This is a genomic window from Providencia sp. 2024EL-00732 (assembly GCF_044006275.1).
GTDB classification, from domain to species: domain Bacteria; phylum Pseudomonadota; class Gammaproteobacteria; order Enterobacterales; family Enterobacteriaceae; genus Providencia; species Providencia huashanensis.
In genome coordinates, this window is sequence record NZ_JBIPDG010000002.1 from 209,380 (window position 1) to 225,102 (window position 15,723).

At 41.4% G+C, this 15,723-nt stretch carries 13 protein-coding genes; 10 read left to right on the forward strand and 3 right to left on the reverse strand.

The window, feature by feature from the left end:
* Window positions 1-106: 106 nt before the first annotated feature.
* Together ACHB7C_RS06105 and ACHB7C_RS06110 are read left to right on the forward strand one after the other, a co-directional pair.
* Window positions 107-1,417 (forward strand): MFS transporter, encoded by a 1,311-nt coding sequence (locus ACHB7C_RS06105; RefSeq protein WP_042845500.1) that lies wholly within the window; start codon window positions 107-109, stop codon window positions 1,415-1,417.
* Between the two features lie 172 nt (window positions 1,418-1,589).
* Window positions 1,590-2,324 carry a Crp/Fnr family transcriptional regulator gene (locus tag ACHB7C_RS06110; protein ID WP_042845502.1) on the forward strand — a complete coding sequence of 245 codons (735 nt, stop codon included), beginning with the start codon at window positions 1,590-1,592 and terminating at the stop codon, window positions 2,322-2,324.
* Here the strand turns inward: ACHB7C_RS06110 and exuR are convergent, their stop codons facing one another.
* Window positions 2,325-3,086, reverse strand: coding sequence for a transcriptional regulator ExuR (gene exuR / locus ACHB7C_RS06115; RefSeq protein ID WP_042845504.1), 762 nt, complete (start codon window positions 3,084-3,086; stop codon window positions 2,325-2,327). It lies immediately after the preceding gene.
* Between the two features lie 252 nt (window positions 3,087-3,338).
* Between exuR and ACHB7C_RS06120 the strand changes: the two genes are divergently transcribed.
* Window positions 3,339-4,829, forward strand: coding sequence for an altronate dehydratase family protein (locus ACHB7C_RS06120; protein ID WP_349488445.1), 1,491 nt, complete (start codon window positions 3,339-3,341; stop codon window positions 4,827-4,829).
* 335 nt (window positions 4,830-5,164) lie between these two features.
* Here ACHB7C_RS06120 and araD read toward each other — a convergent pair whose 3' ends face one another.
* On the reverse strand, window positions 5,165-5,863 hold the full coding sequence (gene araD / locus ACHB7C_RS06125; protein ID WP_042845508.1) for an L-ribulose-5-phosphate 4-epimerase: 699 nt from the start codon (window positions 5,861-5,863) through the stop codon (window positions 5,165-5,167).
* A gap of 454 nt (window positions 5,864-6,317) precedes the next feature.
* Here araD and ACHB7C_RS06130 point away from each other — a divergent pair, with 454 nt between their 5' ends.
* From ACHB7C_RS06130 to ACHB7C_RS06160, 7 genes are all read left to right on the forward strand, one after another.
* A complete protein-coding gene (locus ACHB7C_RS06130) occupies window positions 6,318-7,130 on the forward strand; it encodes a DeoR/GlpR family DNA-binding transcription regulator (RefSeq protein ID WP_042845509.1) in 813 nt (270 codons plus the stop codon).
* A gap of 212 nt (window positions 7,131-7,342) precedes the next feature.
* Window positions 7,343-8,335 carry a substrate-binding domain-containing protein gene (locus ACHB7C_RS06135; RefSeq protein WP_042845921.1) on the forward strand — a complete coding sequence of 331 codons (993 nt, stop codon included), beginning with the start codon at window positions 7,343-7,345 and terminating at the stop codon, window positions 8,333-8,335.
* A gap of 157 nt (window positions 8,336-8,492) precedes the next feature.
* Complete coding sequence (locus ACHB7C_RS06140) at window positions 8,493-10,010, forward strand: sugar ABC transporter ATP-binding protein (RefSeq protein WP_131680072.1); 1,518 nt, start codon at window positions 8,493-8,495, stop codon at window positions 10,008-10,010.
* Window positions 10,003-10,992, forward strand: a complete 990-nt coding sequence (locus ACHB7C_RS06145) for an ABC transporter permease (protein WP_042845513.1) — start codon at window positions 10,003-10,005, stop codon at window positions 10,990-10,992. Before ACHB7C_RS06140 ends, ACHB7C_RS06145 begins: the two co-directional genes overlap by 8 nt.
* Before the next feature lie 13 nt (window positions 10,993-11,005).
* The gene (locus tag ACHB7C_RS06150; protein ID WP_042845514.1) at window positions 11,006-12,040 is read left to right on the forward strand and encodes an ABC transporter permease; all 1,035 of its coding nucleotides are present in this window, start codon (window positions 11,006-11,008) and stop codon (window positions 12,038-12,040) included.
* Between the two features lie 19 nt (window positions 12,041-12,059).
* The gene (locus ACHB7C_RS06155; protein ID WP_042845516.1) at window positions 12,060-12,923 is read left to right on the forward strand and encodes an L-ribulose-5-phosphate 3-epimerase; all 864 of its coding nucleotides are present in this window, start codon (window positions 12,060-12,062) and stop codon (window positions 12,921-12,923) included.
* A gap of 11 nt (window positions 12,924-12,934) precedes the next feature.
* Window positions 12,935-14,407: an FGGY-family carbohydrate kinase gene (locus ACHB7C_RS06160; protein ID WP_395346739.1), complete on the forward strand. Its 1,473-nt coding sequence runs from the start codon at window positions 12,935-12,937 to the stop codon at window positions 14,405-14,407.
* 144 nt (window positions 14,408-14,551) lie between these two features.
* On the opposite strand, the gene dsdC is transcribed toward ACHB7C_RS06160, so the two are convergent.
* Complete coding sequence (gene dsdC, locus ACHB7C_RS06165; protein ID WP_129466481.1) at window positions 14,552-15,505, reverse strand: DNA-binding transcriptional regulator DsdC; 954 nt, start codon at window positions 15,503-15,505, stop codon at window positions 14,552-14,554.
* Between the last annotated feature and the right edge of the window lie 218 nt (window positions 15,506-15,723).

Here is a 15,723-nt window from a genome sequence, read left to right on the forward strand (position 1 = left end):
TTATTCATTAGCTCTATACTCTACCCTGCTGATAACTCAGCGGTGGGCTAAACACGTAATAAAAATGAATAGATAACATCATTACCTTACAAAACTGGGGTGAACCATGTCCACCAATACTGATCATTTATCATCGGCTACCAGCAAAGCAATACGAAAAATAATACCCATGGTGGTATTAATGTTCATATTAGCGTATTTAGACCGTTCAAATATCGGTTTTGCAAAGCAAGAATTTCAATTAACAACAGGGTTAAGTGACGCCGCCTATGCATTCGGTGCAGGGATCTTTTTTATTGGTTATGCACTATTTGAAGTACCAAGCAATATCTTACTGTACCGTATAGGTGCACGTGTATGGCTATCACGCATTATGGTCACATGGGGGTTAGTTTCAGCGGCAATGATGTTCGCTCACGATGAAACTACCTTTATTGTCTTGCGTTTCTTATTAGGCGTGAGTGAAGCGGGCTTCTTTCCAGGGGTTATTCTGTATTTAACTTTCTGGTTCCCACAAAATATTCGTGCCCGTGTCACTGGCTATTTTTTATTTGGTGCACCATTAGCCTTTATTATTGGAGGACCATTATCCGGTTCATTACTCGCACTAGAAGGCTCATCATTCGCATTCGGTTTATATGGCTGGCAGTTAATGTTTGTTGTCGAGGGGTTACTCGCCTCTCTCGTCGGGATTTGGGTATTTTTCTACCTTGATGACCGCCCAGAAAAAGCAAAATGGCTGACAGCAGAAGAAAAAAGTGCGCTTTCCGCTAAATTAGCCACAGAAGAAAATGCCAAAGCAGGGCATAGTCCAAAAGGCGCTTTAAGTGCGCTATTAGATATGCGGGTTCTCTATTTATGCTTAATTTGGTTCACTGTTCAAGTATGTGGTTACGGTATTTATTTCTTCCTGCCAACCCAAATCGGGACGCTATTAGGCAGTAAAGTTGGAATATTAGTCGGCTTCGTGACGGCAATTCCACCTCTGTGTGCGGCTATCGCAGTTTACTATGTCCCGCGCATTTCTGAACGCCTAAAAGAGCGTCGTAAAGTGGCTGCGATTACCTTTATGTTAGGGGCTGCGGGGATTGCTGTATCCGGCTTGTTCGATAGCATTCCAGTCATTGCCATTATTGCACTGTGTGTGGCAGCAGCAGGTCACTTAGCGATGCAACCTCTGTACTGGAGCTTCCCATCGGCTTACTTAGGTGGAACCGCTGCGGCATCCGGTATTGCCTTAATTAACTCCGTAGGCAACTTAGGCGGTTTTGTGGCACCAAACTTAAGAGTCTGGGCAGAAACGACGTTTGAATCTGCGCGAGCTGGGTTGTACTTTATCGCGCTCGTTGCCTTTATTGGCGGTCTTTTAATACTGACATTAAAACGATTAGGTATTGAAAAACGATTCGAAGATTAAATCTTTGTTCCCGGGCCACCATCGGTGGCTCGTTTTTACTTAATTAATGGCAACATTAGCTTTCATTTATTACACAAAGAGGTTTAATCAAATATTGCGGTGGTTCAGGATTGAACATACCCCTACCAAATGTCATGATAAAGTCAGCTTATTTCATGCAGGGAGCATTCAGATGAACATTGCAGTACAAAATAGCCAGTTAGTTTTGCCCCATGCAAACATTCTTGAAATTTTACAAACCAATAGCTGGTTTAATAACTTACCTGACTATTTGATTAGTATATTAATGGAATGCGCAACGCTACGTTTTTATAACGATGGCGAAATGGTTCACTACCAAGGCGACCCAGCTAGAGGGCTATACGCCGTCATTCAAGGCTCCGTTAAAGTGAGTTCCATCTCTACTGATGGGCGTGAATGTGTATTCCGCTATCTTTCCCCCGGGAACTGGTTTGGCGAAATTGCCATGTTAGATAAATCCGCCCGTACTCACGATGCAAAAGCGATTAGCCCAACAATTTTGTTGACGATTTCACCAAAAGACTTAGCTACAATCTTAGAGAAATACCCTGTTTTTTATCAATCATTGAATATCTTACTGTGTAAGGTCATTCGCAACGCTTTTACCATTATCAATGACAGCGCTTTATTGTCAGTTTCTGCTCGGTTAGCTAAACGGCTGCTTAGCTTAGCCGAAGGGTACGGAGAACCCCATGAGAAAGGCATCCAACTTAGCCTATACCTAACACAAGATGACCTAGCAACGATCATTAATACCACTCGACAAACCATCAATAAGCGCTTGGTTGCTTGGGAAAAATTAGGTTGGATCGATGCAAAATACGGGAAAATTATCTTAGTGAATCTCCCCGCATTAAAGCAAATCTCTGAAGATGATGAGGAATAACTAATCGTTATGATCGACGGTTGGACTATCCGCAAAAAAGTAACGATCCATGGTAAATTCGAAGTCATCACTAGTGGCATTAAACAACATTTTTTTAGTGTTTTCCAAGTGTTGCCACATTGCTTGCCTTGCCCCCTTTGCATCACGGCGTGCAAGTGCCTGTAAAATTTGGTCATGTTCATCACACCAACTTTCAATCGACCTATTATCAATGTGCTCATGAAGTTTTAACCAGTATGGGTTACGCAAGCGCTGGCTCCACATCTGCTCAACAATAATTACCATGGCGCTGTTATGAGTCGATGCTGCAATTTGCATATGGAATGCTAAATCCCACGTTGAATCACGAAAGCGGTCTTCTTTCCGTGCATTTTTTTGTATATCAACCAGTTTTAAAATATCTTCTTTAGTTGCTTGAGTCGCGGCAAACTCTGCAATATGGCTTTCAATCAATTGCCTTGCTTGTAGTAATTCAAATGGGCCACAACGACTAAACTCGAGCCCGCTGTCCGTATTAACCGAGTTGTTAGACCGATTACTAATAACATGTATACCTGAGCCTTTGCGAACATCCACATAACCTTCGACTTCTAACATAATAATGGCTTCACGGATCACCGTACGGCTGACATTCATTTCGTCTGCAAGTAAGCGTTCTGCGGGGAGTTTTGTCCCTATTGGGTACGCATCATTTTCAATTCTATCTTTAACTAAAGCGGCAACTTGCTGATATAAGCGTGGTTCACTCTCTTGTGAGCTCATCATTTTCTCCTTTCGCAATACAACCCTGTGTAACCAGCATCTAAACGCTCTAAGTATAACGAAATTTACCATGTCTGGGTGAAATAGAAAATGTTAAGAAAAGAAATTACAGTTAAATTGGTATAACACCTTTAAAAGATATAAACCAAATAGTATAATGCCTGAAATTTAGTCAATAAAATGATTGATCACACCTTGATATGATTGGTTTATCCCATTACATCCGATTTCCAGCCCAGGGAACTAAACATGATAAAAGATATAATTAAAATACATGCCAATGACAATGTCGCTGTTACGCTAACTGATAGGCAAGTAGGAGAAACTATCACTATTGATAACCACTCCGTCACCCTAAAACAGGATATCGCCCGCGGTCATAAAATCGCATTAGTGCCGATTGAAAAAGATCACAATATCTTAAAATACGGTTCCCCAATTGGTCATGCAACCACTGCAATTAGTGCTGGTGAGCATGTGCATACTCATAATATTGCAACAAATTTAAGTGCATTAAATGACTATGAATATGACCCAGAATGTAACCTAATTGCGGCAACTCTCCCTGACCCTGAAGTACAAATTTATCGCCGCAATAACGGTGACATTGCTGTCCGTAATGAAATTTGGGTGATCCCAACGGTTGGATGCGTCAATGCCCTTGCAAGAAAAATGATCGAACGCTTCAATAAACAGCACAATGAAGCGACTGATATTGACGGGGTCTATCTTTACAACCATACCTTAGGCTGCTCTCAATTAGGCGATGACCACTTAACCACCCGTACTATTTTGCAAGATATGGTAAAACACCCTAATGCAGGGGGCGTTCTGGTGATTGGGTTGGGATGTGAAAATAACCAAGTGGCTGAGTTTAAAGCAACATTAGGTGATTTCGATACTGATCGCGTTAAATTTATGGTATGTCAACAATTGGAAGATGAAATTGAAGCGGGCGTTGAACACCTTAATGAACTTTATCAATTAGTTAGACAAGATAAACGTGTGTCAGGCAAGCTTAGTGAAGTGAAATTTGGCCTTGAGTGTGGTGGATCTGATGGGTTATCAGGGATCACCGCCAACCCACTATTAGGCTGTTTTTCTGATTTCCTTGTCAGCCATAATGGAACGACTGTTTTAACCGAAGTGCCAGAAATGTTTGGTGCTGAGCAGATTTTAATGAACCATTGTCATGACCAACAAACCTTCGAAAAAACAGTAAATATGATCAATGACTTCAAACAATATTTTATTGCTCATGATCAACCTATCTATGAGAACCCCTCTCCGGGTAATAAAGCAGGCGGTATCTCTACGCTAGAAGAAAAATCCCTTGGTTGTACTCAAAAAGCGGGAACCAGCCAAGTAATGGATGTATTAAAATACGGCGAGCGCCTAACAAAACCGGGCTTTAACCTATTAAGTGCTCCAGGTAACGATGCGATTGCAACCAGTGCATTAGGCGCCGCAGGCTGCCATATAGTGCTATTTACTACGGGTCGTGGAACTCCTTATGGTGGGTTTGTACCAACATTAAAAATTGCCACTAATAATGAACTGGCCGCCAAAAAACCCCATTGGATTGATTTTAATGCAGGTGCCTTATTAACCGGTAAATCCATGGATCAGTTATTGGCTGACTTTATTCAACATGTGGTTAAGGTCGTAAATGGAGAACAAACCAAAAATGAAGTGAATGACTTCCGCGAATTAGCCATTTTTAAAATGGGCGTCACACTTTAGAATAAACTACCCCTATTGTTTTCGCTATTAGGAAACAATAGGGGCGCTTCTAACCTATTCTATTGTCTTAATTTCATTTCCCTATAGATAATAATGAATTACCGCCTATTTTCTATTTTAGGATATGGGTATATAAACATTATATTTAAACTTTAATGAACAGTTTTATGATGGTATCTCTTTAAGGGGTATTATTTTAATAACAGTAATAACCACACTGCATTTCTTTGTGGTTATTTGTATAATAACCCCTTCCTTGACTATAATAAAAATCAAGAAATAGTATTTGTTATTTTTAATCAATTTATTATGTCAATTACACTACATTTAATTCTTTACTTTTGCCCATAATAGGCATTTTTACCATGCTTACGTAAATAATGTTTATCTAACAATTCTTGCTGCATTGCCCCTACAGCAGGCTGTAATTGACGAGTAAATAAATTCATATAAGCGATTTCTTCTAAGACAACCGCATTATGCACCGCATTATCAGGGTTTGTCCCCCATGCAAATGGGCCGTGACTGTTAACTAATACTGCGGGAACATCTTTGGCTGTGATACCTTTTTCTTTAAATGTTTCAATGATGACATTACCCGTTTCCCTTTCGTAATCCCCAGCAATTTCATTTTCTGTCATTAAACGCGTGCACGGAATTTCACCATAAAAATAATCTGCATGTGTGGTGCCTAATGCACTTAATGGCTGCCCTGCTTGTGCCCAAATAGTGGCATGACGCGAATGAGTATGCACGATACCGCCAATTTCAGGGAATGCCTTGTAAAGTGCCAGATGGGTATCTGTATCAGAAGACGGTCGAAAATTACCTTCAACAACTTTTCCCGTTTCCAGTGAGACAACCACCATATCTTCTGCTTTCATGGTTTCATAATCCACACCGGATGGCTTAATTACCATTAACCCTGCTTGGCGATCAATGCCACTGACATTTCCCCAAGTAAAGGTCACTAGGTTATGTTTTGGTAATGCGAGGTTTGCTTCAAAGACTTGTTGCTTCAATTGTTCTAACATAATAATCCCCTAGCTATAAAATTTGCTTTAATATCAACAACAAAAATTTATTCTCTGGGTATATTTTGTGTGTTGATAACCTGTCTCTACCTATTAAGGTAAACAGATTTTGCTGATTTAAAAAGCGGTCACATTTACAAACTCGCAACAAACCACAGTTAATCGGTCATAATCGGTCACTGCCGGTCACATTAAGTCAATATTGAGGCGTGGAAAGATGACCGAGTTAGCCCATTTTTTTTTGTTTCTTATGAGTAACACAGAAAGATACTGCAAATAATGCGCAGTACATCACAACTAAAATGTAACGATTACATATTGCTTTCAAATATAGCTATACAAGATCACTTTAAACGGCTTTGTTTTTTTCAAGAATGGAATACTTGAATCTAATCACGACAAAAAAAAAGCAACACAGGCAGAATAAATATCGTGGAAAAAATAGGAGTTAAACATGTTACAAGCCGAACGCCATAAATTAATTTGTTCTCATGTTTCACAAAATGGTTCGGCGTTAGTGCGTGAATTAGCTCAGTTATGTCTTGTTTCCCAAGAAACGATCCGCCGTGATTTAACAGTACTAGAGCGAGAAAACCGAATTATTCGTAGCTTCGGCGGTGCCGTTGCCATTGACCAAGAAGAAATGCCAATGGTCAATGTAATACCTTCTTCGGTCAAACTCAGTCAAATGGTCGATGGTGCAGAATCCTTTCGCAAAAGAACCGAAGAACACCCTGATGCGAAAATGAAAATTTCTAAGGCTGCACTGAAGTTTATCCAACCCGGCGACTGTATTATGCTAGATAACAGCAGTACTTGCTGGTTTTTAGCACGGCAAATACCTGATATCGATATTACTGTTGTCACTAATTCGGTCAAAATTATCCAAGCACTGGCTTGCCGTGATCGTGTACGAGTGATTGGGATTGGTGGTGAATACTCAGAACGTCATGATGATTTTCATGGCCCTATTGCAGAAAGTATTATTCGTAGCTTTCAGATAAAAACCTTATTTTTATCATGCCAAGGTTTTAATATTGAAAATGGTATTCGTGATGGTAGCGAAATAAATTCAAAGCTAAAAAATATTATGTTGCAAGTTTCAGAGAATAAAGTTTTGCTCGCCGACAACAGTAAACTCGGAAAATATGCTTTTAGCCAAGTTTGTACCTTTGAGGATATTAACGTACTCATTACTAACAAGCTTAATGATACTAATTTTCAAAAACAATTCCCGAATTTAAATATTATCGAGTGTGATAAGTAATTTATTAAAATATAAAAAGTCCGTAACCGTGATGTAAGTAAAATAATAATCATTCATTTATTTTCTGTATTAAAAAGTGCAGGGATATTATGTACCCATAATTCCTTAGCGCTTAATTATAGGCATACCTAAATGAGATAATAACATTGACCCTATGTTGATGAGAGATCTCGATTTAGTATCCATCTACACTAAGGAATACAACTATGAACATGAAAAAATTAGTTTTACCTTGTTTAATGAGCGTTGCACTGTTTTCCAATGTCGCAATGGCCGAATCACAAAAAGCACAAAAGCCATTCACGATGGGCGTAGTCGTTAAAGTCGGTGGTATTCCTTGGTTTAACGTTATGGAACAAGGGATCACCGAAGAAGGTAAAAAACTGGGCGTTAACGCATTCCAAGTTGGCCCTACAACGGCTGATCCAGCAGAACAAGTTCGTGCCATCGAAGATTTAATCGCCAAAAAAGTGGATGTCATTGGTGTCGTTCCTAACGATGCAAAAGTACTTGAGCCTGTATTAAAACGCGCTCAAGAAGCTGGTATTAAAGTCATTACTCACGAATCTCCAAATCAAACCAACGCAGACTGGGACTTTGAATTACTTGATACCCAAAGCATGGGAGCTAACCATATGAAAGATATGGCAGCTTGTATGGGTGAAGAAGGTAAATACGCCATGTTCGTCGGCAGTTTAACGGTCCCTCTTGTTAATGAGTGGGCGGATGCTGCCATTGCTTACCAAAAAGCCAATTACCCAAAAATGCAAATGGTAGATGACCGTTTTGGTGTTGCAGAATCCGTTGATGATTCAATGCGTACCGCTAATGACCTGTTATCTAAGCACAAAGACTTAAAAGGCATTATGTCATTTGGCTCGCAAGGCCCTATCGGTGCAGGTCGTGCTATTGATAAGCGCCGCAAAAATGATACCACCTGTGTATTCGGCACCTTTACCCCAGGCCAAGGCATTAAGTTACTAGAAAAAGGCGCTATTGATGGTGGCTACATTTCTAATCCTAAAGTTGCAGGACAAGTCTTCGTTCAAGTTGCGACTGCAATGATGAACGGTGAAGAAATTAAAGATGGCGTTTCAATCGGTGATATGGGTGAAATTAAAGTCAGTGGCAATACCATTTTAAGTGATAACCCTGTCAATCTGAATATCGAAAACACCAAAAAATTGGTTGAAGTCGGCCTGTAATTCTTCACTAGCAAAATAACATTTAAAACAAAAATACAATATTAATTAGCATTTTGAATTTACTGTTTTGTATAGCGCGAGTTGTAGCCAACAACGCAACAGCTTGCGCTATGACAAACAAGCCAACACCAATTTATTTGCAGTAGGAATTATACCTATGACAACCACCTCAAAAGCTGACAAATCCGACCCACTCATCACCTTACGAGACCTTTCCAAAAGCTTTGGGGGTCATCGTGCATTACGCAATATTGATTTGACGCTAAACAAAGGTGAGGTGCACTGTTTAGCAGGCACCAATGGGTGTGGAAAAAGTACCCTGATCAAAACTATCAGCGGTGTGTACGCTCCTGATAATGGCAGTAAAATCGAGATTGATGGCAAAAGTTACCACCGGTTAACACCCGATAAAGCTCGTGAATTAGGCGTACAGGTTATCTATCAAGACTTATCGCTATTCCCTAACTTAACGGTGGCTGAAAATATCGCTTTTGAGCTGAACCTCAAAGGGTATTTTGGTTGGTTCCAAAAAAAGAAATTGCGCGAAAAAGCGTTAGAAATACTCAATGAACTCGCTTTTTCCATTAACCCAGATACGCCAGTTCAATTTTTACCCATTGCTCAGCGCCAACAAGTCGCTATCTGCCGTGCCTTAGTCGCGGATGCTCGCCTAGTAATTATGGATGAGCCAACGGCGTCCCTCACTCGAACCGAAGTAAATCAATTACTATCGACAGTGAACTACTTAAAAAACAAAGGGATCACCGTCGTTTTTGTCAGTCATCGACTTGAAGAAGTCAAGGAAATATCTGACCGCATTACGGTGATCCGTGATGGGCAAAAAATTGGCACATGGCCTGCTGAAGGCTTAACCACCCGCAAAATTACCGAACTCATGACTGGTTTAGACATCGTTCATGAACGCAAACCCCCAAACAATGCGGAAGATAGACGTACGGTTCTAGAAATTAAAAACTTCAGCCGCTCAGGCCAATATCAAGATATTTCGTTGAGTTTAAAACGCGGTGAGGTATTAGGTTTATGTGGTTTGCTCGGTTCCGGCCGTACTGAACTAGCGCTCTCTTTATTTGGTATTACTCACCCCGATAATGGTGAGTTACGTATTGAAGGTAAACCCGTTAAGCTGAAGAACAATACCGAAGCGATTAAACACGGTATTGGCTATGTATCCGAAGACCGCCTAACGTTAGGTGCGATATTACAGCAATCTATCGCCGATAATATGGTCATTTCCATTCTTGATCGTTTAAAAACCCCATTGCATTTGATTGATGAAAAACAATGTCAAGACATTGTCCAAGAGTGGATTGCTGACTTAGATATTAAAGTAACTGACCCCAATAACCCCCTTTCCACGCTATCTGGCGGTAACCAACAAAAAGTGGTTCTTGCTAAATGGATTTTAACTCGCCCAAAAGTATTGATTTTAGACTCCCCAACTGTGGGTGTCGATATTGGTGCAAAAGACAGTATTTATAAATTAATTCACCGTTTATCTGGTGTGGGGATTTCAATTCTTCTAATTACCGATGAAGCCTCCGAAGCTTATTATAACTGCGACAGAATTTTACATATGAAACAAGGAACTATCGTCAAAGAAATCATGACAGATTCCATCAATGAGCAACAGTTGGAGGAAATCATCAATGGCTAATTGGCAAAAACTTCGACCACAATCAGTTGAAGGTTGGTTAATTTGGGTCATTATCATTATGGTGGTTTTCTTTACTGCTATGAGCCCACAATTTCTGACTATTCAAAACTTACTCGACCTAAGTGAAAGCTATGCAGTCACAGGTGTCTTTGCTTTAGGATTATTTGTCGTCTTAGTCACTGGTGGGATAGATATTTCTTTTGCGGCCGTAGCTTCCGTCGTTCAATACGTCATAGCAACATGGTTATTACAAGGAATTATTGCTAGCCCAGCCCTGAGTATCACATTGGCAATAATCATTGGTATCGCTTTTGGTTTAATCAATGCAATATTAATTTACTCCCTCAATGTGGTTTCCATCATTATCACCATCAGTATGCAATCATTGTTATTTGGCATGCTGATGTGGTTAACAAATGGTCATAGTATTTATGATTTACCCGATTGGTGGGTAGACCCTGTGACTATCTTGCCGTTCGAAGTCGATGGGGAATACTACCAAGTTGGCCTGCCTCTTTTAGTGATGCTTGGTATTGCCTTCCTGACTTGGATTTTAATGAATAAAACCCATATTGGCCGCCAGTTATATGCGGTTGGGGGCAGCCAAGAGTCTGCGACTCGTATTGGTATTCGAGTTTCCGTCATTTATTTGTTCGCTTATGGCTATCTAGGTGCTATGGCAGCCATTGGTGGCATGTTGCAAACTTACCGAATGAGTGAAGTGGTACCCAGTGCCCTCGTAGGAGGAGAACTCGATGTACTTGCTGCGGCGGTGTTAGGAGGGGCAAGTTTGTCGGGGGGACGCGGTACGGTGATCGGTACGCTCATGGGGGTTTTCCTGATCGGTATCTTAAAGAATGGCCTCAACTTAATTGGCGTCTCTAACTATTTCGTCAATATCGTCATCGGCATGGTTATCCTCATTGCGATTTGTATTACTCACTACAAAAAACGCAAAGAGACGGACGTAGGTTTTGTTTAACAGGAATATCACCATGAAAAAACACGCTTTTTTTAAAATTGATGGCTCTGTTATCGGACTGCTTTCAATCTTCTTATTGGCGATAGCTGCATTCAGCATCGCTATGCCGGGGCATTTTTTTACGCAAAATACTTTTTTAAGTATTACCTTCCAATTACCTGAGCTAGGTTTACTCACTTTTGCCATGTTTGTCCCGATGTTAAGCGGTGGTTTAAACCTTGCGATTATCAGCACCGCTAACTTAACGGGCTTATTTATGGCGTGGGTCTTTATTAATTACCTACCCGTGGAGGCAGGAACTGGTACGCAATTAATGTGGTTATTATTGGCATTAGTCGGTGCAACGGTCATCGCGGTAATTATTGGCACACTCACAGGGCTAATGATTTCCCATATCGGTGCCCACCCAATTCTAGTCACACTTGGTACGATGACCATTATCAGTGGTATTGGGGTTTACCTTACTAAAGGTGCCGCACTCAGCGGTATGCCACCGATTGTACGTGCTATTGGTGCTGACACTGTATTTGGTGTCCCTATTGCTATGATTATCTTTATTGTCACCGCTATCTTGTTAGCCCTATTTTTAGGTTGTACACGCTTAGGGAAAAATATTTACATGAGTGGCAGTAATATCAATGCCACATGGTTCAGCGGTATTCGTACAGACCGCGTAATGATCGCCATCTATACCATTTCTAGCCTTCTGTGCGTACTTGCAGGCCTCATTATGATGGCACGCTTTAACTCTGCACGTATGGGCTATGGTGACTCTTATTTATTACTCACCATCCTTGCCATTGTATTAGGTGGGACTAACCCATTTGGCGGAGTTGGGAAAGTTAGCCGTGTATTCTGCGCTTTATTAGTTTTACAAGTCATCGCAACGGGTTTAAGCCTACTGGGAGTCAGCCTGCACTTTAACCTTGCGGTTTGGGGGATCACCCTAATTTTGGCACTGGCGTTCAAATTCTTCAAAGAAAGATGGAGTGCTAAACGAGCCATGACCCGCAACCAGCGCCTTAATAAAACATCACCACAAAGTTAAATTTTTCAGGGAGAACACCATGCGCAAGCATCCAATTGGAATTTATGAAAAAGCATTACCTAAAGATAGCAGTTGGTTAGAGAAATTAGCGTTAGCTAAAGCCGCTGGATTTGATTTTGTTGAAATGTCAGTGGATGAAACCGACGAACGCCTTGCACGCTTGGACTGGAACCAAGCTGAGCGCCTAGACATTGTCAAAGCCATCCAGCAAACTGGCGTGCGTATTCCAACAATGTGTTTATCTGGTCACCGCCGTTTCCCTTTCGGTAGCCACGATGAAGCAACTCGCATGATGGCTTATTCCTTGATGGAAAAAGCCATCAAATTAGCGCAAGACCTTGGGATCCGGACTATCCAACTTGCAGGTTACGATGTCTATTATGAAGAGCAAGATGCACAGACCATTGCCCATTTTGAAAAAGGGATGCAATGGGTCAGCGAAGTTGCCGCAGCGGCTCAGGTAATGTGTGCCGTAGAGATCATGGATACGCCATTTATGAATTCCATCACTAAGTGGCAAGCCCTATCTGACAAAATTCGCTCTCCATGGTTTTCTGTTTACCCTGACGTGGGTAACTTGACCGCATGGGGGAATAATGTCGAACAGGAATTCACACAAGGTATTGAGCACGTCACGGCTATTCACTTAAAAGATACCTACGCGGTAACAGAAACCTGCCAAGGCCAATTCCGTGATGTCCCTTTTGGGGAAGGTTGTGTCGATTTTGTGAATTTATTCAAACTATTAAAGCGTTTAAATTATCGCGGTACCTTTTTGATTGAAATGTGGACAGAAAAAGCAGAAGAACCATTGATTGAAATCATTAAGGCTCGCCATTGGATAGAAGATAAAATGCAACAAGCTGGTTGGTACAACGCTTAAAGGAGCCCACAATGAATGCATTTTTTATGGGTGTCGACCTTGGTGGTACTGTTATTAAAGCGGGAGTCTACACACCTGAAGGCCAAGAAATTGTTGTTGCAGAGCACCCTTTCCCCACTGAGAGCCCTGAAGCAGGGTTTAGTGAACGAAATATGGATGTGCTATGGGAAGCAGCCTGTAGCGTGATCCGCGAAGCGATTAAAAATAGCCGCTTGAATGCTTCACAAATTTCGGGCGTTAGCTTTTCTTCGCACGGTAAGGGCCTCTATTTACTCGATAAACACGGTAAACCCGTTAGAAATGGGATTGTATCTTCGGATTCCCGCGCTCAGGCCATTGTTGATGAATGGCATAAAAATGGCACGGTAGACAAAGCCTATCCGCTGAGTTTACAGCAGCTCTGGGCTTCTCACCCCGTCGCATTACTACGCTGGTTAAAAGAAAACGAACCCGATAACTACCGGAGTACAGGTCATGTTTTAATGGTACATGACTATATTCGCTATCGCCTTACTGACCAAATTGCCTGTGAAGAAACTAATATTTCAGGTAGCCAGTTATTTAACCAAACTAAATCAAGTTACGACCCTAGCTTATGCAAACTATTTGGTATTGACGAGGTCAATGACAAATTAGCACCAGTGATCAATTCAGCCCAACTTGCGGGGACTGTAACGCATAAAGCAGCAGCAGAATGTGGCCTGACAGAAGGGACGCCTGTCTTTGGTGGTTTCTTCGATGTTGTCGGTGCAGCCTTGGCTTCGGGCGTCAATCAAAAAGATAAACTGAGTGCAGTTGCTGGGACATGGACAATCTCCACCCGTGTTTTTGATGAAATTATCCCATCAGATTACCCGTATGTTTGGAGCAAATACTGTATTCCAGGTACTTATTTTGTCCATGAAGGAAGCCCAACGTCAGCCAGTAACCTCGCGTGGTTTACGCGCCATTTCTTCAATCAACGCTTACAGGACTATGAGGTACTTAACCATTGCGTAGCCGAAGGGGCAACAAGGCAAAATGATATCCTATTTTTCCCTTGGCTATATGGCTCTAATTACCATAGTAACCTGCATGGCGGCCTATTAGGTTTAAGTTCTCACCATACAGATGCAGATATTGTTTACGCGATTTACCAAGGTATTGTGTTCTCTCACTTGCTGCATCAAGACCGCATTGTTGGGCTCGATAATACCACTGAGTCCATTCGCTTTACGGGTGGCCCAACCCACTCCCCATTGTGGATGCAAATGTTCTGTGATGCGAGTAATTTACCGTTAGATGTCGTCAACATACAACAGTCTGGCTGCCAAGCGGCGGCGCTGTGTGCTGCCGTTGGAACCGGTTATTATTCCGGCTTCGATGTCGCCATTTCAGCCAGTACAGCGAAAATGACAACTTACCAACCCAATGCCGTTGGGCATCAGCAATTACGCGATAAATTTGCTCGTTTTAAATCCGTGGCGGATGCTCTGAGCCGCTAATTAAGGTTTTATATCGATAAAAAGGCAGTGCTGACATTAGGCCCTGCCTTTTTTGTTTAGTTAATCCGCAATAATTTTTGTATTAACGGTTATAGGGGAAAGTACTGTGCCCTGCGGTAAGCTATTGTATTTTAATTGCGATATTCAGCTAACCTGCTGTTTTAACCACTGAATAAAAATATCCGCTTTTGGGTGCCGCTTATCATTAAGCATCGCAAAGTAATACCGCTGTTGGCAGGTTAATGGCGTATCGCCAAAAGGCATCACGAGCTCACGGCTTTTAATCCGCTTTTCCACCAGCTGCTTGCGCCCCATTGCTACACCTGCGTGGTTCATTGCGGCTACAATAGCTAAGTCTGAACGGTCAAAACACAGGTTTCGGCGGTGGGGAAACAAGGGTAGCTGATAGTATTCGCTCCATGCTTTCCACTCATCATAGTCGGAATTGCTGCTCCATGCTTGCCGGTCATGCAGTAACGTACAGTTTTTTAGTTGATGAATATTATTCAGCAAATCATATTGCTGGGCATATTTCGGACTACACACTGGAACCATCGACTCTGACATCAGGTCTTCACAATAGAGATTAGACCTTGTCATATCATCATAATAAATTGCCACATCAATACCATAGCCGCGAAAATTAACATCATCGTTCCCTGTTAATAAATTTAATTGAATCGATGGGTATTGATTAGCAAAATCTGCAATTTTCGGGATCAACCAGCACTGGGCAATCGATGGGCGTGAGTAAACTGTTAATTCCCCAGAAATTTCTTGGTTTTTGATATCAATAATTTCTTGGTTAATATCATCCAGATTTTTACGTAACGCCCAATAAATACGCTCACCATCGGAAGTTAACTCAATACGCCGATGAAAACGCTCAAATAATTTAAAACCCAGTTCCCCCTCTAAGGTATTAATACGATGACTTACCGCACTGGGTGTGAGGGCAAGCTCCTGCGCCGCTAGGGCAAAAGAGCTATGTCGCGCCGCAGCTTCAAAGGTATGTAGGCGGGATAATTGATAGCTCGATAACCGCTTATTCCATTGAATAAAACCGGATTGTTCAAATTGATTCAAATTCGATGACACCAACCTCTTCCCCCCTTATTTGAGAAATGACCCAGCTCGTTGCTATCAACAATATAGCGCCTTTAAGGTGAATTTATATGATGCAAATCCTAATATTGGTATTTTATATGACCCATATCACGCACTTGAATTAATTGAATTCATCTAAAGCTTAGGTTTCATCGTTTGTCACCCTTGCATATTTATTATCCAATAGAAGTACAACAACAAAATGATTA

Coding starts and splice junctions, on each gene's coding strand:
- ACHB7C_RS06105 (WP_042845500.1), top strand. CDS start 107: ATGTCCACCAATACTGATCATTTATCATCGGCTACCAGCAAAGCAATA.
- ACHB7C_RS06110 (WP_042845502.1), top strand. CDS start 1,590: ATGAACATTGCAGTACAAAATAGCCAGTTAGTTTTGCCCCATGCAAAC.
- exuR (WP_042845504.1), bottom strand. CDS start 3,086: ATGAGCTCACAAGAGAGTGAACCACGCTTATATCAGCAAGTTGCCGCT.
- araD (WP_042845508.1), bottom strand. CDS start 5,863: ATGTTAGAACAATTGAAGCAACAAGTCTTTGAAGCAAACCTCGCATTA.
- ACHB7C_RS06130 (WP_042845509.1), top strand. CDS start 6,318: ATGTTACAAGCCGAACGCCATAAATTAATTTGTTCTCATGTTTCACAA.
- ACHB7C_RS06135 (WP_042845921.1), top strand. CDS start 7,343: ATGAAAAAATTAGTTTTACCTTGTTTAATGAGCGTTGCACTGTTTTCC.
- ACHB7C_RS06140 (WP_131680072.1), top strand. CDS start 8,493: ATGACAACCACCTCAAAAGCTGACAAATCCGACCCACTCATCACCTTA.
- ACHB7C_RS06145 (WP_042845513.1), top strand. CDS start 10,003: ATGGCTAATTGGCAAAAACTTCGACCACAATCAGTTGAAGGTTGGTTA.
- ACHB7C_RS06150 (WP_042845514.1), top strand. CDS start 11,006: ATGAAAAAACACGCTTTTTTTAAAATTGATGGCTCTGTTATCGGACTG.
- ACHB7C_RS06155 (WP_042845516.1), top strand. CDS start 12,060: ATGCGCAAGCATCCAATTGGAATTTATGAAAAAGCATTACCTAAAGAT.
- ACHB7C_RS06160 (WP_395346739.1), top strand. CDS start 12,935: ATGAATGCATTTTTTATGGGTGTCGACCTTGGTGGTACTGTTATTAAA.